Below are 18,519 nucleotides of genomic sequence, written 5' to 3' on the forward strand. Positions count from 1 at the left end.
AATAGAAAAGGAATAAAACCATGTCAGATATTTCAATCATTTCTGCTATCTTGGTTGTAGTTGTTGCCTTCTTCGCAGGTCTTGAAGGTATCCTCGACCAATTCCAATTCCATCAACCAATCGTCGCATGTACCCTCATCGGTCTTGTTACTGGTAACCTCGAAGCAGGGGTTATGCTTGGTGGATCACTTCAAATGATCGCTCTTGGTTGGGCAAACATCGGAGCTGCCGTAGCTCCTGACGCTGCTCTTGCCTCTGTTGCTGCTGCAATCATCATGATTAAGGGTGGTAACTTTACTACTGAAGGTATCGCAGTCGCAACTGCAACTGCAATCCCTCTTGCCGTAGCTGGACTTTTCTTGACTATGATTGTACGTACAATCTCAGTTGGTTTGGTTCACACTGCAGACGCTGCTGCTAAAGAAGGTAACATTGCAGCTGTTGAGCGTGCTCACTACTTTGCCCTTATTCTTCAAGGTCTTCGTATCGCTATTCCTGCAGCCTTCCTTATTGCTATCCCAGCTTCTGCTGTTCAAGACGCTCTTGGTTTAATGCCAGACTGGTTGAACGGTGGTATGGCTGTCGGTGGTGCTATGGTCGTTGCCGTTGGTTACGCTTTGGTTATCAACATGATGGCTACTCGTGAAGTATGGCCATTCTTCGCTATCGGTTTTGCTCTTGCAGCAATTTCTCAATTGACTTTGATTGCCCTTGGTGTCATCGGTGTTGCCCTTGCCTTCATCTACCTCAACCTTTCTAAACAAGGTGGAAACGGTGGCGGAGGAGCTGCAACTTCTAACGATCCAATCGGTGATATCCTAGAAGACTACTAGAAAGGGGAACAATCATGGCTGAAAAAATTCAATTATCAAAATCAGATCGCCAAAAAGTTTGGTGGCGTTCACAATTCCTTCAAGGTTCATGGAACTACGAACGTATGCAAAACTTGGGTTGGGCTTACTCATTGATCCCAGCTATCAAGAAACTTTACACTACTAAAGAAGACCAAGCTGCTGCTCTTGAGCGTCACCTTGAGTTCTTCAACACTCACCCATACGTAGCTGCTCCAATCATGGGGGTTACTCTTGCACTTGAAGAAGAACGCGCAAACGGTACTGATATCGATGACGCTGCTATCCAAGGTGTTAAGATCGGTATGATGGGACCTCTTGCTGGTATCGGTGACCCAGTCTTCTGGTTTACAGTTCGTCCTATCCTTGGTGCCCTTGGTGCATCACTTGCTGCAACTGGTAACATCGTTGGGCCACTTCTCTTCTTCTTTGGATGGAATGCAATCCGAATGTCTTTCCTATGGTACACACAAGAATTTGGTTACAAGGCTGGATCTGAAATCACTAAAGACATGTCAGGTGGTATCTTGAAAGACATCACTAAAGGAGCTTCTATCCTTGGTATGTTCATCCTTGCTGTCCTTGTACAACGTTGGGTTTCTATCAACTTCACTGTCAATCTTCCAGGTAAACAATTGGCAGAAGGTGCTTACATCAACTTCCCAGAAGGTGCTGTTACAGGCGGAGAATTGAAGGGTATTCTTGGTCAAGCACTTAGTGGTTTAAGCTTGGATAGCGTTCAACCACAAACGCTTCAAGGTCAGTTGAACTCATTGATCCCAGGATTGATGGGACTTCTCCTTACTTTCCTTTGCATGTGGTTGCTTAAGAAAAAAGTATCTCCAATCACAATCATCCTTGCCCTCTTTGCAGTTGGTATCGCAGCTCGTTTCTTCGGTATCATGTAATCTCGGTGAGAATGTACAAACAAAAAAAGAATCAGGTTCATCACCTGATTCTTTTGGCTCTTTGTCAAATAGTGTTGATGAAGAACCTAATGAAAAAAGAATCCAACAAAAATTGGACTACCTGTCTCCGGTTGAATTCCGAAGACGGTAGCCCTAGGGTGTTTTTATTAAATTCTCACTTTTTGGGGTCAGTCCCTAAGCCTGATAGTAATTTTTTGTTCATACTATTCCCCTTTAGTCATTTACTACTTTAAGTTTCATTGCTTTAGCCACTTCTTCTGCCTTTGATCCCTTAGGTGTATGAATTTCTACATCTGGATTACAGTTTTTCACAAAATAGAAGTATTCTGTAATTTCTGTTACACTTGCTGGAATTGTAATGGATTTAATTGATGATGTACCCCAGAATACTAATGTTCCAATACTCTTTGTGCCTTCTGGGAAAGTTACTTCTTCAAGAGAACTACATCCATTGAAGATATCATCTTCTACTGTTTCTATTGACTTACCTAAGTAGACATACTTTAGAGCTTCATCAATCGCAAATGCAGTTTTTCCAAGATACCGTACTGTATCTGGTAAAACGATTGCCTCACAATGTTCCAAGTTCGCAAGACCACGTTCTCCTATTGCGATAACAGGTTTACCCTTAATTTCCTGATGTAGATATTGTTGCTAATATCAAATATTTCTATTTAATCTTCTCATAAATATATACATGTTAATATGTTGAAGTCTTTAAGTATTTATAACTTTTATAACTATAGTTCCTTAATTTTTCCAGTAAAAAAACGAAAGGCACCACAAGTTATTTATGTATTTTCTTTAAACGATTCATGTACTTCTGTCGCAACTTCTCGCCCGCCTTTAATTGCGGTTGCGATAGATTGAGGACCTAAATATGCATCACCTGTTATTATTTATTTCTATTGTTTTCTGATGTTGACCGAAAGTCAAATTTTTACCTTTCATCTAGAACACTAAAGTATACTTTTGTTCAATTGCTGCAACGACAAGGTCACATGGAATAATATGTTCACTACCTGCCACTTCATGCGTTGATCTTCTTCCACTTTCATCTGATTCACCAAGTTCCATTGTAATAACCTTTACACCAGTTACTTTCCCACTCTCATCACGCAATACTTCTTTAATATTCTCTAAGAAATGGAATGTAACACCTTCATTGTGTGCATCTTTGATTTGTAGTGTAGCTTCTAGTATATTGTTCATATGGTCATCATTCTTTTGTTTTAGGTTTAGGCGCTTTTAATATAATGGATGTTGGCCTTTTTGTATACACTAAAATAGGGTTGGTGGAAAATTTCCATCAACCCTAAAAATTATAGAACCACACAAAACCCTGACCAGAGATGGTCAGGGTTTTGTATTTCAAAAATTATTCTGTAAATTCTATAGTTACTTTTACTTCAGAATCCATTGAAGAAAATATTGTTTTATAATAATTGATTGCAGATTCTTTAATTTCACTCTTAAATTTATCTAAATACTCTACTTGTTTATCACTAGAAAGTTGGTTTGTGACCAATTTCCCAGTATCAACATCTTCTGTAGTCCCACTTAATAACTCTCCATGACTATCATATAAATCATAAGGATCATCTTTTGAAAGTTCAACACCAATTACTTCCAATTTTGGAACAATAACCTTATATTCTTTTTCGCTTATTTGTTCAACCTTTACACTACTTTTAATTCCAAATTTAGCGTTATAATTTAAAATTACTAATGCTGCTTTTTTAGAGAACGGCACATCAAAGCCAAAAACTTGAGTTGTTTTTGTTTCAGAAATAATTTCATTAATTCCCGCATTCAAAAATACAACTTCATTCACTTTTTCAATACTTTCGATATTAATTGACGATTTGACTTCTGATTTATGTTCCTTAGGTAAGAAAAATAGCACTCCAATAGCTATAATAGCTATTAATACCAGATTCAATAGAACACTAAACTTATTAAATTTCTTCTTTAATATAGACAACATAAAAAAACCTCACTTTAAATAATCTATCTAAATTTTACACATTCTAAAGAAAACAGTCAATATTTTTTCGTACTATCTTCTAAAATTAATTGTGCCTATTAAAAATGAAATTAGTTTGTTGCATTTGATTATATTTTTTGAACACCAAATCCATTTAAAATTGAGTGCTATTTTGAGCACTAAAAAAGGGCTCTTTGTCAAATAGTGTTGATGAAGAAATTTAGGAAGGGATTAAGCAACTAATTGTTGCTTAATTCCTTTTTGTTTTGGGCCAAACATTTTTGTTATTAAAATAATCCTATTTCTAAAATGGTAATAGTTTCTAAAGCCGTAGGCATTTCTTTTAAGCACTTTTATTTTATTGTTTATTCCTTCAATAGGGCCATTTGTTCTAGTTGGATACTCACAAGTATTTTGAATATATGGCAAGTAAGTCATAAGAGTCTTTAATACTCTTTTTAAACCAGGAGATAGGTCTAATTGCGTAGCTGCTTCAATCGTTTCCTTGAATTCTATATAATCTCTATCCTGTGTACATTCACGAAGTGAATGTACAACCTCATAATCATTTTTTAGAGATGGATTGTTTTCTAAGATATAATCTACGATTCCTTTACTTGTTATGAAGCTTTCAAAAAGCTTATAACGATTATATTTATAGTTCTGAAGTTCATTAGGGTTCTTTAAAATTAACTTCCAATAATGTTTTAACTTTCGATATAATTTAGGATTTTTATAACGATGCTGATTCATGATACGTACCCGAGTTCGATTTAATTCTCTATTCAAGGCTTGTACAATGTGAAAAGGATCAATGATAATTTTTGCGTTAAGAAACATTTCTTTTATTAATTGAATGTATGGCAAGTACATATCGATGGAGATAGTTTTCACCTTTAATCTAGTCTTAGGCTCAAAACGATAAAAATATTGTTTCAAACTGTAAGATTTTCTATCTCGTACAACATCGACCAACTTGTGTGTAGTGCTATCACAAATAATGAAGCTCATATTACTATCGGAAGATTTAACAGATTTAAATTCATCAAAACACAAATGCTCGGGTAAATCATGTAATGGTTTAATCGTTAATAATCGTGCTGTATCATCTATGATACGTCTAACGGTATGAATTGAAACATTTGTTTCTTTGGCAATATATGTTTCAGATACTGTTTCACTTATTTTTGCCTTAATTTCATTTTTTAATCGTTTCGAGATATGACAGTATTTTTCTACAATTCGACTAGTATCTGCAGTAAATGAAGAACCACATTCTCTACAGAGAAATCTCTGATTTCGTAGATTTAAGTAGGCTGGAAGGCCTGAAACAGAACAGAGAGTGATACGAGAAGTTTTCGTCCCGTTTTTAACTATATTGTTATTTTGGCTAACGCACCCACAAACGGCACAAAATTCTGGTTTATGCGTATATGTAGCTGAATAAAATAAAGATTTTCTATTTTTTAATATCTTCTCTTGAACATTATTATCCCAAATAATGTTTTTATCTTTGATTTGTAGTGTAGCTTCTAGTATATTGTTCATATGGTCATCATCCTTTTGTTTTAGGTTTAGGCGCTTTTAATATAATGGATGTTGGCCTTTTTGTATACACTAAAATAGGGTTGGTGGAAAATTTCCATCAACCCTAAAAATTATAGAACCGTTCTTTTTATATCTCATTTATTCTGCCAAGGCACCCATTGGATCCCATGGTGCAAGAACGATTGGTTCTGCTTCGTAAGCAGCTCGTTCTTCTGCTGTCAGTAATTCTTTGCGAACAACGATTTGGTAAGTGTATTCATCCATCCAAGCATCTGAGGCAACAAAGTATCCATCTGTACCGACCTTGTCTCCCCAAGAGTTTTCAACTTTCCACTTGACTGATTTACCGTTTTCGTCCAAATCAACACCTGTCAAGACCATAGCGTGGGTCATTAAGCTTTCGCTGTAGTCCAAACGTCCAGCCTTGTCTTGAGTGAGTTGAATGTCCATACTTGATTCAAAGTCATAAACATCTGTCGCAAGGATTCCTGCTTTACGGTTGCTGAGCTGACCGACATCTGAACCAAACCAAACAGTTTCTCCTGTTTGCATTTGGGCAATCGCCAATTCTTTCAAGCGCTCCATAGGTACGTTAATGTAACGAACTGCACGGCTACCAACGACATTTCCCAACATCTCAACTGTATAAGATTTGCCATAAGGCTTGTCAGCAGTTGGAGCATTGATCACAGAAACATAATCTTCTAAAGGCAGATTGACATATTTCTTGTAAAACTCTTGTGGAGTAATACCCTTTTCACTTTGGTAGTTGTTATCCTTGTCACGATAAGCAAAGTCAAATTTGCGCGGTGGGAGGCCTAGTGACATTGCAAGGAAGTTGAAGATTTCTTGCAAGAGGTCTTCTTTCTTAGCCTGAACAGTCGTTTGATCAGCACCTGAAGCCAAGAGGTCACGCAAGATTTGAGCATCTTGACGAAGTAATTTATTAAGAATGGCATTAAGCTCACGACTGCTACTAGATGAAACAGACTCTGGATAAACAGACTTAGGAACAACACCGTATTTCTCAAAGAGAGAAACCACCATATCCCACTGACCACCATCTTGTTGTGGGGTTTGGAGTAGGAAGCTAACCTTACGGCTCGTCAATTCTTGGTCAGCAGTTGCAATCACTTGCTCCAAGAACCAGTTAGATTTTTCATACTTGTCCCAGAAGAAGGTGTGGGCTTGTGACAATTCAAAGTTTTCAAGTTTGTATTGAGAGATGAGTTTGTGGCGGAAAGTGTTGAGGGCCGCAAACATCCAGCATCTACCAGAAGCTTTCTGGTTAGTAACCTTATCCTTTGTCAAATCAAGTGAGAAAACTGGTGTGTTGTCGACATGGCTTTGACGACGCTCAAGGGCTGCAAAAATTCCATTATGGCTAGCAGCATTTTCGATAGCTTGGTATTTGACATTTGCTTCATAATTAGCAAATAATTTATCTGTAAATGATTCTTGAATAGCGTTCATAAAATCCTCCTTTTATTCTACAGTCTATTATAACTCTTTTCACAAAGGAAGCAACCAAAAACTGAAAAAGGCAAGGATATTTTCCTCACCTTTTTCAAAGATTCCACAGTTTACCCAACACTTTCGCGCAAGCCTTCCACTTCCTCTTTGGTTAAGCGACGCCATTCCCCACGCTTCAGATTTTCATTCAAGGTCAAAGTTCCCATGGTCAGACGTTGCAAGTCCACCACTTCCTTGCCACAGTAGGCTACCATCCGTTTAACCTGGTGGAATTTCCCTTCTACAATGGTCACACGAACCAGACTTTGATTTTTTTCTCTATCAAGAGCCACAAGCTCCAGCTTAGCAGGCTGACAGGTAAAGTCTTTGAGCGGAATCCCCTGAGCAAATTTCTCTACATCCTCTTGGGTCATGATTCCATCGACCAGCGCCAGATAAATCTTATCCACATGGCGTTTTGGTGAAAGAAGAGCATGAGCCAACTGGCCATCATTGGTCAAGAGCAAGAGTCCATGCGTATCGATATCCAAACGTCCTACTGGGAAAACTTCCTTTGAACGAGCTAAGTCATCCAACAAATCCAACACAGTCTTATGTTTTGGATCTTCAGTTGCTGAAATAACACCCTGGGGTTTGTTCAGCATATAGTAAACAAACTCCTCGTAGGTTAGCTTTTGCCCGTCAAAACAAATCTCGTCTGTCTCTTCATTGATTTGTAGCTTGGCAGATTTTTCCTTTTTACCATTGACCGTCACGCGCCCAGCCTTGAGAAAGTTTTTAACCTCTGTCCGACTTCCTACGGTGCAGGCAACCAAATATTTATCTAATCTCATAGTACTATTATACCATGAACAAGCTTAATCTTATACTCTTCGAAAATCAAATTCAAACCACGTCATCGTCCCCTTGCCGTACTCAAGTACAGCCTGCGGCTAGCTTCCTAGTTTGCTCTTTGATTTTCATTGAGTATTAGTACAAAAATAAGCCGCCTGATTGGGCGACTTTATTTTATAGGGAGATTATTATGAAAAATTTTTAGGAGTTAAAGTTAAGTTCTTCTTAACTTATACTTATAGTATAAGCTAGATTCCTAAAAGTTTTCTTAAAATTTTCTCCTCAAACTTAAATTTCTTTAAATCTTCACTGTTAAAATCAAACGTTCTAGCAATACAGATAACGATTAGTTAAAAGTTAAAACCATAAAGAGGAGCAATAACACAAATAGTGATAAGCTAACAAGCAAGGTTAAGACTTTAACAAGCGTATTGCTTTGCCAATAGCTGGGCTTTCCGATATTACTAGTAGCATCCATAGAAAAAATTTGAGTTTGTCTTGGTTGAATGGTCACAAGGATGATTAAGGAAATAGCTAGTATAATGGTCAAAATTATCAATAATTCAGTCATTTTACTACCTCAAAAGTCCTATCAAAGTAAATAATAAACCAATCAAGATAACTAAACCCAACAAGAAAGAGAAAGTTTTACTAATCTTTTCCCCACGTGTTGCTTTTTCTTTTTTAACGGGCTGTTGTTTCATCTCTTCCATACGACCTTCAACATTCTCATAAAATAAATCTTTTTTAGTCATAGCTTTCTCCTAAAATGGTTTCCATCCGCTCCTGATACATAATTGGATCCACATAATTGGCATGGTACCCTTGGTCTCCAAGAGCTCGACCCATCTCTTTGACATGAGAAAGGGCTAACTCAATAGTTTGAATCATCTCGTCAACTGCTTCCTTAGCAAAAATATGATTAGGAGCTGTATAGCGGCGATTATGGGCAGTTTCTTCAAAAGCTAGGACCAGTTGATTGTGTTCAAAAGCCTGTCGAACAGCCTGAAGCAATTCATTCCCATAGTTGATATCCAAGTAAATATCTGATAACTGATAAAGGTCCTGAATCTTTTGGGGACTGGCATTTTGATAGAGTACGACATTGGGATAGCGGAGCATATCCAACAACTTGGATGACATTTCTGTCACTGCTGCGATTCGGAAAGTAACCTTTGGCAAACTTTCTACCAGTTTTTCGATTTGCTCTAGTTGGTCCGAATTGGTCACTATCAAGGCATCAGAACGAACAAAATTATCGCGCTTAAAGTGATAATGATAGCCTAGATGACTAAACTTATGATGGAATTTTTCATCGGTCAATTGCAGAGCGCGTTCATAAGTCGCATAGTCTGGAATGATAATGGTCTTAGCACGAAGTTGGTCATTCTCCAAAATCAATTGCATATTTCCTGGAATATGATCTTGCAATGGTTCTTGCCAAACTAGAATATCCTGACCTGATTTTTCTGGGAAATGGAAGGAAGTCAAAAACGATGTAGATAGGGTATTAAAGAGAATGTGGCCGAGATTCACTTTCAAACCTTTTAAGAAGTCTATAATAAAGGCCACTCGACCAGAAAAATGACGCAATCCTTGACCTTCCAAGGTCAAAAGAATATCACCTGTGACATGATTTTCCAAAATAACTTCCTTTTGATCTACGTTCCGATAGGAAGTCATGATAGCTTGACCAGAAGCATCAAAGGTGGTCTTAGCAAAGCAAGCTCCAAAACGATTGTAGTGATCTACTTGAAAGATCCGACCCGCTGGTGTTTTCCATTCGACTTTTTTTACCAAACGAGCCTGTAAGCCATCTGCAAAATGAATCACTGCTCGTTCTTGATTAAGGTCATTGATGGTCCCAAATTGATTATTACCAGCAATCTCCCAAAAATCTGGGACAGGAACTTGGTTAAAGTACAAGGGTTTACCACTGTCATAACCCAAATAATAGGTGAAGGGTGAGATAACTCCATCTGGTAAAAATCCATCTGGTTCAATAACCACAGTCAAATCAGACAGTCCTGCTTCAGTCATACTATAGTGCAAATCTTGGCTTTCTTGATTATATACATCAAATAACTGAATCATCCACTACCTCCTTGATTGTTTTTTCCCATGTATTCAGAATCTCTTTAGTCAAGAACTTCTCAGCTATCTGGTAGGATTTTTCTCTCATACTTTCCAAACGATTTTCCGAATACAGTTGGCAAATTTTTTCTGCATAAGCTTTCTTGATTTCATCTTCGACATGGTCAGATGAGCTTGGAATCAAGTAACCATTTTCGCCATCTTCGATGAAGGTTTGATTTCCATACGGAACATCAAAACCAATCAATGGCAAGCCAGAACCAATTGCTTCCATGAGTGTCAAACCAAAGCCTTCACTTGTAGAAGCAGTTAGATAAACTTCATATTGAGAGTAAATACGAGACAAATCTGCATGGCCCTTGAGTTTAATATACTCTTCTGCCTGACCTGCAGCGATAATCTCATGTAGACGTCCTTCTTCGCCACCACTACCGTAGATATCAAAGATTAATTCTGGCAATTCCTTATGAGCCTCAATCACAGCCTTGACAAGCCAATCAATGTGTTTTTCCTTGGCTAGACGCGAAGCTGTAATGAGAGAAAATGGCTTACGACTCTCTTGTGGTTTTGTTAATTGGTCAACACTTCCAACTGGAATGGTCACAATCTTAGGAGAGTGCGAGGTATAGCAAGCAAACTGTTGCTCTAAAACTTCCTTTTGACGATCCGTTGAAACGATAAAAAGATCGACCTTATCTGCATTGGTAAATTGATAGTCATAATAGTTGTTCCACAAGATATAGTCATCATTGGTCGCATTTTCACTATAGTGCTCCGCATGAACGACAACAGCAAGGTGAGCAGCACGCGCTTCTTCAAAGACCACCTGACCAATCCCTGTCTCACGATCCAAAATCACTAAATCTGATTTACTTAACCCAAGTGTCTTCATGAAATAACGGATCAAGGCAGGCTTCCCGTATAAGATTCGATCTTTGAAACGGTAGACTTCCTCGGTCCCTTGATTCATGAACATCTCATAAGCTGGAGTCCCATCTTCATTGTAGAAGGTTCTTTGGTAGAGTGTCGCTACATTGTCTTTAGGAGCAAAATACTCTGTGCAGTAGCGTGTGTATGAGAAGTAATCCTTGCGGATCAATTTACCAGCATACACATACTCTACATGTTGGACAAAATCTTTTTCCTCATCTACCAAATAACAAGTGATAAACTTGTCTTCATCTGAGAAGAAGATTCGTTCAATTTTCCCATTTCTTTCACGACGGCTTTCTACACCTTCAAAATAAGCCAGAACATCAGCTACCGTCACACTGGTCGGTGCAATTCTGATATCCGTAAAATAATTATATAGCCAAATAACTTCCTCATCATTAAATCCAATATTAACTGTCAAATGCTGGATATTATCAGCTAAAATCATATCTGTAAAGATAAACTTCGACGGTAGATTCAGACTGCGAAAAATACCCGCACGATAAGCTTGGGCATATTCAACACCACTGCTGGCCCAACCAATTCCTAAATTTATATTGTAAATTGTCATACTGTCCCCTTTTTATGGAAAATAAGTTATAATTTCCCCATCAGGCGAAATGTCTACTCGACTCAATAGAAGATTTCGAACCATATCCTTCTTGACCTGCTTTTTCATCTCTTCAAAGCCATTGTAAGCTTCTTGATAATACTCAACGATAGGATTCTTTTGAGCAGCTGATTGGCCACCAATCGCTAGACTCAATTGTTGAAGGTAGTCTACCTGCTCTACCCAGTTATCATCTATTGCTTTTAGCAATGCTAAGCGCTGAAAATGAGAAAAGAGATCAAGTGTTTCTAGAAGTGTTCGTTTCTCTTGTAGACTCTTTTGAACTATTGTCTCCAAAACTAGCTTAATTGCATCCTTATCCATCATATCTAACTCTCGCGGAACTGCATGGTAAAGAAAACTGATATTTTTAACGATAAAATGATAGAGTTCTTCTCTACTTTCAAAGGATTCTTCTGACAGGCTTTTTTTTATGAACTCATCTAGTACATCTACCACAAAACCGTCTAGATCCTCAGTCCCATCAATCAAGCGGTTTCTTTGACTATAGACCATCTCTCTTTGGATATTCATGCTCTCAGCATACTCTAAGGTTTGCCTTCTTGATGATCTAGCAGCGCTATCGCTTGCCTTTTGCGCTTTTTCTACTAATTTTCGATAGCGTCTTCCTTCTAGGGGTTCAGGGCTTATCTGTTGGTTTACTGTATAATCCTTATACATCTTATGCACCCAAGGAGGACCAAACTTCTTGATAACATCGTCTTCCAGAGATACAAAAAATTTTGATAAACCAGGATCTCCCTGTCGACCAGAACGTCCTCTAATCTGTAAATCAATGCGTTTACTCTCCATCCGTTCGGTACCAATGACAACTAGTCCACCAAGTTCAGCAACTCCTGGACCAAGCTTAATATCAGTTCCACGACCAGCCATAGATGTCGCAACTGTCACCGCTCCCATGCGACCCGACTCTGCAATCATCTGAGCTTCACGCGCCGCATTATGGGCATTTAAAACGTTATGAGCAATTCCTTCCCGTAACAATAGGGAGGAGTAGAGTTCAGACATTTCTACAGATCCAACAAAAATCAATAAAGGATTACCCTTTTCATGATAATATTTAATCTCAGCAAGTGAAGCATACACTTTTTCAGGTAGGGTAACATAGAGATTGTCTGGATAATCAATTCGCTGATTCTTACGATTAGTAGGAATTCGAATGACTGACATACCATAAGTTTCTAGAAACTCTTTCTCTGCAACCTTTCCCGTTCCAGTCATCCCAGAAATTTTTTTAAACTTCTTGAATAAGCTTTGGTAGGTAATCGAAGCCATTGCCCGAGTTTCTTCTGACAAGGGAACATGTTCCTTTTCTTCAATGGCTTGGTGCAAGCCCCCCTGAAGCTTGGTCATTTCTAATAAACGACCCGTGCTTTGATCTACTAAAACAAGTTCCTCACCTTTTTCACCATTACGAATGATGTAGTCTTTATCCCTTTTAAATAAGGTATGGGCTCGTAAAGCAAATGTCAAATGTCTTGCTAATACACTATGTTCTTCTGAATATAGATTATCAATTCCGAGAAAACTCTCTGCTGTTTTAGCTCCCTTTGTAGTGAGCCATACTTCTTTTTTTTCTTCTTTAAATATATAATCTTCGCCCTCGACCAGAGTCGTCATCAAGGTATCAATAATTCCATAAAAATTAGATTGTACCCTAGGTGATCCTGAAATAACAAGTGGTATTTGAGCGCTATCTAGCAAGACTGCATCAACTTCATCTATGATGACAAAGTTAAATTCTGGCATATATTTTTTATCCTCACTAGAAGCTAGATTATCAAGCAAATAGTCAAAACCAAGACCACTGTTGGTGGTATAAACCACATCTGCACTATAAACTTCCCTCTTATCCTCAGCTGTTAACTCTTCATCATCGTCTTCAGAAAAAGGAATACGGATTGTTAGTCCTAAGAACTTGTAGACTTGCCCCATCTCTTCTGCATCGCGCTTGGCAAGATAATCGTTGGTCGTCACCAACATAACACCCTGACCCGTTAAGGCATTAAGATAAATCGGCATCGTAGCTGTCAGAGTTTTACCTTCACCTGTATTCATCTCAGCAACATTCCCTTGGTGGATGACAATCCCACCCATGACTTGTACATCATAGGGGAACATCCCCAAGATTCGTTTATCAGCCTCTCTGACAACTGCAAAAGCCTCTACTAGAATATCATCTAAGCTTTCTCCAGCAGTTAATCTCTCTTTAAATTCTTGTGTTTTACCTGCTAATTCATCATCTGTTAGCGAGGCCATCTCTTCTTTTTTTAGATTGATTTGATGCAAGATTTTTTTCACCTTGCTCAATTGTCTGTTGTTATTCCACATCTTGTTTAGAATAATCCTCTTCTATTGAAAATGAATGAAAATCAACTGATTGAAAACCTGCGCTCAACAGCTGTACTTTGTAATGATAGGCCTCTTCTGGATAGGTAAAGGTGAAATCAAAATCTTTTTCAATCACTTGATCGACCTGCTTATTATAACGATCCATAAAAATGAGTCTAAAATATAAACCATTTTGAGGTTGAACAGTCATCTGACTAACCAAACGGTAACGATGGCCCCTTTTTAAAAGAGGTAAGGTTGGGGTTAAGCGATTTCCCTGAAAATTAAAACTTGAGGTCCACTCATGAATCATAGTACCAGAATTCACCATACTATTTTCAAAATAAACATGATCACGTGAATGGTAGATAACGACTGAGCCATATAAAAAGCTATTCTCTGCTAAAACTCCAAAGCTGGCCCCTCTAAATTCTCCCCAATAAATTTCTTTATTCCGTTTGATAATCATTAAAACTTTCTCCCAAAATTTTGCTCTAATACTATCTTATAAAAATTCATAAACCATGTTGTACTTGTAGCACTATCATCGTTATGGCGACCCGAAGTACCTTTTACCATGATGTGAGCCCCCGAATGATAAAGGGCCTCTACTAATCCCTCAAAAGCGCGTGGATCATAATCTTCCTCTTTCATATATGAGAGTCCAAAAATTGTTTGGCTAAAATCTGCTTTTTTAAAGGCAGTCCAAAAGCGGTCATCCAGTGCTCTCATGGCATCTATGCTAGCATCCCCCTTAGAATGATGACGTAAGATATCAAAAGCAGTCGGGAAAAGTCCAGGTGCTTCGAGTCTACCTCTTTCAGCTATCAAGCCAAGATTGGTTAAGGGTTTAGCAACTATAACTGCTCGGGGTTCAAAAAAAGAGCTATAATACATAGAACCATAGGTCCCCATAGACATCCCTGAAAGGATTAATTCCTTATTTGAAAATCCTAACAAATCTAAATACTCTTGGATCACATTTCGAATCCCATTTTCAAGGTATTCATCGCCTAAATAGAAGGCTCCACCATCTATCCGAGGATCAGAAAATAAGATAAAAGGGGCTCCCAAATATTTCATAATACCGAAACCTTCAAACCCTTCTGCTCGTCGATAACCAGAAAAGTAGATATTTAAAGGTGGCTTAAAGTCTCCTGGATAGAAGAAGTAATTGATTTCCTCACGCTTATCATTATGAATAATGCCACCACCAAGAACATACTTACCAAATTGGTAGCGCGTTAAACGCTGGTGAAGAGCTCCTATTTTCAGACGTCCTGCACCTCTAGCTTCTAAAGAAACGCTGATAAATGAAGAAAAATCATCATCCAGTACTAGGGCAGACTTCATATCTTCAACTGTGAAAACTCGTTCTTTGACAAAATTAGCAGTAGAGGCATCTTGAATATTTCTAACAATGAGGCGAATGTCACAAGTTAAATCTTTCTCATATTCTAGCCAGAGCTCAACTGGATTGAAATCACTAGCTCGGATATTATACTTCCAGCTGATTAAGGGGCGGAAGTCATCACCGTACTTCCCTAATAGTTCTAAATTTTCATAACCATTATAACGAACCTGCCCCGTAAAAGCAGGATTGACAATCATATCAATCGCAACTAGCTTATCCCCGTATTGCCCTCTAAACAGAGCCTTAGATAAGAGTCGTAACAGTTCTGCTGGGTTTGAAAAATCTGTTGATTGAGCACAGGTTTTTTTCAAGAATTCTTGAACATCTTCTGATTGAGGTTCAGCTGTATCGGGATAGAAAATAGTATAAGGAGTCACCATTCTCATCAAAGGAAGCAAATCAGATAGATGCTCAGGATTTTCAACTAAAACAGCTGAAAATGTCTTTAATCCTTCCATTTTCATGACCTTCCTTATGGCAGTCGTTGATCCTGGACAAAAGAAATACCAGTCCATATTCTCAGGAAGTTCATAGTCATGGCTCCAATTTTTAGTTCCTATCTGCAAAATCTGTAATTTATGACTCACTATTTGCCTCCTCTAACCATTTTTCCCACTTATCTATAAATTGATCACCTGTATTTTGTCGAATCTTATCAATTGAGTAAATTAAGGCTTGATTCCAATATTCCAAGGTATCTAAAAAGTAGTGTCCCGCTTTACTAAATTCTGATAAATCCGATAAGATATAACCATTTTGTAAATGGGTAACATATTCTGACTCTGAAAAATTGATTTGAGGAATTCCTGCGCTAATCCCTGCAATCTGAGTATAAATATTAGCGACTGGATTTAAATCAACAATTAAACGAGTGTACTCTAACTCTCGAATCAAGCCCATCTCATCATTTAGATTGATAATCTTAAAGCGATAATCATCTCTAGTATTTTCCTCTAATGTATTTTCTGCATCAGATAGCACAGAATCCTTTAATAGATCCCTCGGGTTAAGATGCTCCATAATCAGCACATCGAATTGATTTTGCAAAGCTTCAATTTGATAACCTTCTGCATTGAATAATGAAAAAACAACCTCCGTCAAAGGATTTTTCGAGACAAAATGTAAGATTTCATACAAAACTTTTGGATCTTGTTGCATCTGTACATCTAATTGGACATAAATTTTTGATTCCTTTAATCGTTGACTAACTCCTAATTTCAAACGCGTATCAAAAGAAGGTAAATGATGCATTTTTGAATCAAATTGGGGATAAGTCTCTTGTAATAGCTCAAGAAAATCTTTCCGATCACTAATCAAAAATCTGGACTTCTCCACTACCTGACGATGATCTTGTAAATTATCTGCTTGATTTCTTTCAATAAAGAAACTTATAATTTTAGGAGCCTCTTCTGGCAATCTTTCTAACAATTGGTTTTGAAACTTGGTATTAGCTGCCAAAACAAATGAATCTCCAACCTCATAGTCTTGATTTAAAAATTTTGTTAAGAACTCCCAAATAACTTCATCTATACTTTCATAAGTTAATTTTCCAAAACGGTAGCCTACTGCTGGATTTACCTTTACAATTGGATCTTCTCCCTGCAAATTTTCCCTTAATTGCCACTGACCTTTTGCATTGTAATAATAACGAGTAACTGGTTTTTGATCCCTATACTCTAGAATACTAGACAAAAAACCACGGTCATCAAAATAGCAAATAAAATCAACTTGGTTATCTTTAAAATACGTGATGTAGCTGATAAATCCTTCTGAACCATATTCAATTTCAGCATAGAGTGCTCCCTTTTGCTTGACTACAATTAAGAAAGGGGTGTAGATAAAGTCACAGTCTTCATCCCATGCTAAATCCTTTAATTGTAAAGGATGCATCTCCTCATGTTCAATATTTTGCATAGCATCAAAAACAGAGAAAACATCAGACTCCAACAGATCTTGTCGATGCAGTAGATATCGTAAATGTGGATGATAGGTCAACCATAGTATCTTAGATTCTATTTTTTGGTTTTTAAAAATACGAATTTGGTGCAACACATCATCAAATTCTAAGCGATAAGGAGTCCTATACCAAGGTACAATACTTGCCTGCCAAGATTGATTGTTATTTTCTAAAAAAGGGATGAAATAATACATATATTCTCCTCACAATTATGAATCGATTTCTAAGAGTGGTCTATAGTTCTCATTTAATGTCAAAGCACCAATTTCTTCCTTGATATTAAACACCATGCCATTAAAAATAAAGAATAATCCTGGAAGCATCGTTAGTTGCATATAGCGCGGATCATATAATACAATCAACATTGGTAATCCTGCCATCAGAACAGTATAGGTAGAACCAATGACTGCAAAACGCAAGATCAACCAATTGATATACCGGCTTGTTTCTTCTCCTGGATATATATTATAGATATACTCCCCAGATTTTTTCATCTTCTCAGCAATTTCTTCTCCATTCATATTAATAAAAGAGAAAGCAAGTCCCAATATAAACAGTACCACAATATATGTATACAGCCAGACCGGTCGTCCAATTGCAAATTGACCTATCCAATCCTGTATCCAGGAAGCATTTGGAAAAATAACTTGGAGTAACATTAGAAAATACTGCGGGATAGATACCAAGGACATGGCGTACATAAAAGGCATCCCTCCTGCAGGATTTAACTGAATATCCAAATAAGAATAGCGTTTAAAACGATTGTGAATCGTAATCTTATTCACTAAAATACGGTAGCGTGCCCTTTGCATGATGACAGAAATATATAAAAAAGCAAGAGAAATTATAAGCAATAGTCCAACAAATAAAAGTCCAACCTGTAATTCTTTAATGCTATTGAGTATATTTTGTGGCATACTAGCTACCATACTAGACATCAAGATAACTAGAGAGCCCCCTACACCAAACAAAGAATTCAGATCCGATAACCAGACTAAGAAAAAAGTTCCTGAAATTAAGAGTAAAACGTTCAAAATCAATACTAACCCATGATTCACCCCTGACTGAATTGGGAGATTTAGGGTAATGGCTAACGATTGAATCAAAGCTATTACAAAAGTTAATATCATTTTTCTTCGATCTTGAACTTCAATTGGCAAACTTCCCAATCCAAGTTTTTTAGACATACTAAACATTTGCCATAAAATCATAGCCGACATCCATGGAGACAGTCCAACTGAAAATAGGGAAAGACTCCGAAGATTACCACCTGTTATAGCAGTTGAAAAGGCTAAGAAAGCTGTAGTTCCACCCAAAAAATTCGTGTCATTTACGTTTACAAAGGGAAGGGTCAATCTACTTCCTAAAACGTAAATAAATAAGAAGGAAATCGTCCACATGACTCTTTTAACGACAACCGATGTCAATTTTTTCTTCAAATTTTTCTCCTACTTTATTTAACCAATGAAATGTTCTAATAAAAATGGCTAAATCTATCAATAAATCTTTTGCCAATAATGGTATTCCCTCATCCTAA

Annotated in this window: 17 protein-coding genes; 2 read left to right on the forward strand and 15 right to left on the reverse strand. The window is 37.4% G+C overall.

Translation table 11 applies throughout. The annotated features are described in order from the left end of the window. The first annotated feature begins 20 nt into the window (after positions 1 to 20). A complete protein-coding gene (locus tag ADH90_RS02610; RefSeq protein ID WP_001280315.1) occupies positions 21 to 833 on the forward strand; it encodes a PTS mannose/fructose/sorbose transporter subunit IIC in 813 nt (270 codons plus the stop codon). Positions 834 to 847: 14 nt separating this feature from the next. Then, positions 848 to 1,759 (forward strand): PTS system mannose/fructose/sorbose family transporter subunit IID, encoded by a 912-nt coding sequence (locus ADH90_RS02615; protein WP_000818325.1) that lies wholly within the window; start codon positions 848 to 850, stop codon positions 1,757 to 1,759. A gap of 234 nt (positions 1,760 to 1,993) precedes the next feature. Here the strand turns inward: ADH90_RS02615 and ADH90_RS02620 are convergent, their stop codons facing one another. The 15 genes from ADH90_RS02620 to secY2 form a co-directional block, all read right to left on the reverse strand. Further along, the gene (locus tag ADH90_RS02620) at positions 1,994 to 2,413 is read right to left on the reverse strand and encodes a leucine-rich repeat domain-containing protein (protein ID WP_275043271.1); all 420 of its coding nucleotides are present in this window, start codon (positions 2,411 to 2,413) and stop codon (positions 1,994 to 1,996) included. A 318-nt stretch (positions 2,414 to 2,731) separates the two neighbouring features. Further along, complete coding sequence (locus ADH90_RS02625) at positions 2,732 to 2,992, reverse strand: hypothetical protein (protein ID WP_049529838.1); 261 nt, start codon at positions 2,990 to 2,992, stop codon at positions 2,732 to 2,734. Positions 2,993 to 3,158: 166 nt separating this feature from the next. After that, a complete protein-coding gene (locus ADH90_RS02630; RefSeq protein WP_049529839.1) occupies positions 3,159 to 3,767 on the reverse strand; it encodes a DUF4230 domain-containing protein in 609 nt (202 codons plus the stop codon). Positions 3,768 to 3,998: 231 nt separating this feature from the next. Further along, complete coding sequence (locus tag ADH90_RS02635) at positions 3,999 to 5,315, reverse strand: ISL3 family transposase (RefSeq protein WP_049529840.1); 1,317 nt, start codon at positions 5,313 to 5,315, stop codon at positions 3,999 to 4,001. A gap of 138 nt (positions 5,316 to 5,453) precedes the next feature. After that, on the reverse strand, positions 5,454 to 6,788 hold the full coding sequence (gene pepC / locus ADH90_RS02640; RefSeq protein ID WP_049529841.1) for an aminopeptidase C: 1,335 nt from the start codon (positions 6,786 to 6,788) through the stop codon (positions 5,454 to 5,456). A 110-nt stretch (positions 6,789 to 6,898) separates the two neighbouring features. Then, the gene (locus ADH90_RS02650; RefSeq protein ID WP_049529842.1) at positions 6,899 to 7,621 is read right to left on the reverse strand and encodes a pseudouridine synthase; all 723 of its coding nucleotides are present in this window, start codon (positions 7,619 to 7,621) and stop codon (positions 6,899 to 6,901) included. Positions 7,622 to 7,968: 347 nt separating this feature from the next. After that, positions 7,969 to 8,193, reverse strand: a complete 225-nt coding sequence (gene asp5, locus ADH90_RS02655; RefSeq protein ID WP_049529843.1) for an accessory Sec system protein Asp5 — start codon at positions 8,191 to 8,193, stop codon at positions 7,969 to 7,971. A 4-nt stretch (positions 8,194 to 8,197) separates the two neighbouring features. After that, positions 8,198 to 8,377, reverse strand: coding sequence for an accessory Sec system protein Asp4 (gene asp4 / locus ADH90_RS02660; RefSeq protein ID WP_049529844.1), 180 nt, complete (start codon positions 8,375 to 8,377; stop codon positions 8,198 to 8,200). Continuing rightward, entirely contained in the window at positions 8,370 to 9,716 is a 1,347-nt protein-coding gene (gene gtfB / locus ADH90_RS02665; RefSeq protein ID WP_049529845.1) for an accessory Sec system glycosylation chaperone GtfB, read from the reverse strand. Before gtfB ends, asp4 begins: the two co-directional genes overlap by 8 nt. Continuing rightward, positions 9,700 to 11,220, reverse strand: a complete 1,521-nt coding sequence (gtfA, locus tag ADH90_RS02670) for an accessory Sec system glycosyltransferase GtfA (protein WP_049529846.1) — start codon at positions 11,218 to 11,220, stop codon at positions 9,700 to 9,702. Before gtfA ends, gtfB begins: the two co-directional genes overlap by 17 nt. Before the next feature lie 12 nt (positions 11,221 to 11,232). Further along, positions 11,233 to 13,611 (reverse strand): accessory Sec system translocase SecA2, encoded by a 2,379-nt coding sequence (gene secA2, locus ADH90_RS02675; RefSeq protein WP_049529847.1) that lies wholly within the window; start codon positions 13,609 to 13,611, stop codon positions 11,233 to 11,235. Then, on the reverse strand, positions 13,601 to 14,080 hold the full coding sequence (gene asp3, locus ADH90_RS02680) for an accessory Sec system protein Asp3 (RefSeq protein ID WP_049529848.1): 480 nt from the start codon (positions 14,078 to 14,080) through the stop codon (positions 13,601 to 13,603). Before asp3 ends, secA2 begins: the two co-directional genes overlap by 11 nt. Beyond that, positions 14,080 to 15,612: an accessory Sec system protein Asp2 gene (asp2, locus tag ADH90_RS02685; RefSeq protein WP_049529849.1), complete on the reverse strand. Its 1,533-nt coding sequence runs from the start codon at positions 15,610 to 15,612 to the stop codon at positions 14,080 to 14,082. Before asp2 ends, asp3 begins: the two co-directional genes overlap by 1 nt. Then, positions 15,602 to 17,176, reverse strand: a complete 1,575-nt coding sequence (gene asp1, locus ADH90_RS02690; RefSeq protein ID WP_049529850.1) for an accessory Sec system protein Asp1 — start codon at positions 17,174 to 17,176, stop codon at positions 15,602 to 15,604. The genes asp2 and asp1 overlap by 11 nt, the downstream gene beginning before the upstream one ends. 15 nt (positions 17,177 to 17,191) lie before the next feature. Then, complete coding sequence (gene secY2, locus ADH90_RS02695) at positions 17,192 to 18,421, reverse strand: accessory Sec system protein translocase subunit SecY2 (RefSeq protein WP_080982609.1); 1,230 nt, start codon at positions 18,419 to 18,421, stop codon at positions 17,192 to 17,194. Positions 18,422 to 18,519: the final 98 nt, after the last annotated feature.

This window comes from Streptococcus pseudopneumoniae (assembly GCF_001073085.1).
GTDB lineage: Bacteria > Bacillota > Bacilli > Lactobacillales > Streptococcaceae > Streptococcus > Streptococcus pseudopneumoniae_M.

What these genes read in the sequence shown, in the direction of transcription:
- gtfA (WP_049529846.1), bottom strand. Translation starts at nt 11,220, where the DNA reads ATGACAATTTACAATATAAATTTAGGAATTGGTTGGGCCAGCAGTGGT.
- gtfB (WP_049529845.1), bottom strand. Translation starts at nt 9,716, where the DNA reads ATGATTCAGTTATTTGATGTATATAATCAAGAAAGCCAAGATTTGCAC.
- ADH90_RS02615 (WP_000818325.1), top strand. Translation starts at nt 848, where the DNA reads ATGGCTGAAAAAATTCAATTATCAAAATCAGATCGCCAAAAAGTTTGG.
- ADH90_RS02610 (WP_001280315.1), top strand. Translation starts at nt 21, where the DNA reads ATGTCAGATATTTCAATCATTTCTGCTATCTTGGTTGTAGTTGTTGCC.
- pepC (WP_049529841.1), bottom strand. Translation starts at nt 6,788, where the DNA reads ATGAACGCTATTCAAGAATCATTTACAGATAAATTATTTGCTAATTAT.
- ADH90_RS02650 (WP_049529842.1), bottom strand. Translation starts at nt 7,621, where the DNA reads ATGAGATTAGATAAATATTTGGTTGCCTGCACCGTAGGAAGTCGGACA.
- secA2 (WP_049529847.1), bottom strand. Translation starts at nt 13,611, where the DNA reads ATGTGGAATAACAACAGACAATTGAGCAAGGTGAAAAAAATCTTGCAT.
- asp4 (WP_049529844.1), bottom strand. Translation starts at nt 8,377, where the DNA reads ATGACTAAAAAAGATTTATTTTATGAGAATGTTGAAGGTCGTATGGAA.
- asp3 (WP_049529848.1), bottom strand. Translation starts at nt 14,080, where the DNA reads ATGATTATCAAACGGAATAAAGAAATTTATTGGGGAGAATTTAGAGGG.
- ADH90_RS02635 (WP_049529840.1), bottom strand. Translation starts at nt 5,315, where the DNA reads ATGAACAATATACTAGAAGCTACACTACAAATCAAAGATAAAAACATT.
- ADH90_RS02625 (WP_049529838.1), bottom strand. Translation starts at nt 2,992, where the DNA reads ATGAACAATATACTAGAAGCTACACTACAAATCAAAGATGCACACAAT.
- asp1 (WP_049529850.1), bottom strand. Translation starts at nt 17,176, where the DNA reads ATGTATTATTTCATCCCTTTTTTAGAAAATAACAATCAATCTTGGCAG.
- asp5 (WP_049529843.1), bottom strand. Translation starts at nt 8,193, where the DNA reads ATGACTGAATTATTGATAATTTTGACCATTATACTAGCTATTTCCTTA.
- ADH90_RS02630 (WP_049529839.1), bottom strand. Translation starts at nt 3,767, where the DNA reads ATGTTGTCTATATTAAAGAAGAAATTTAATAAGTTTAGTGTTCTATTG.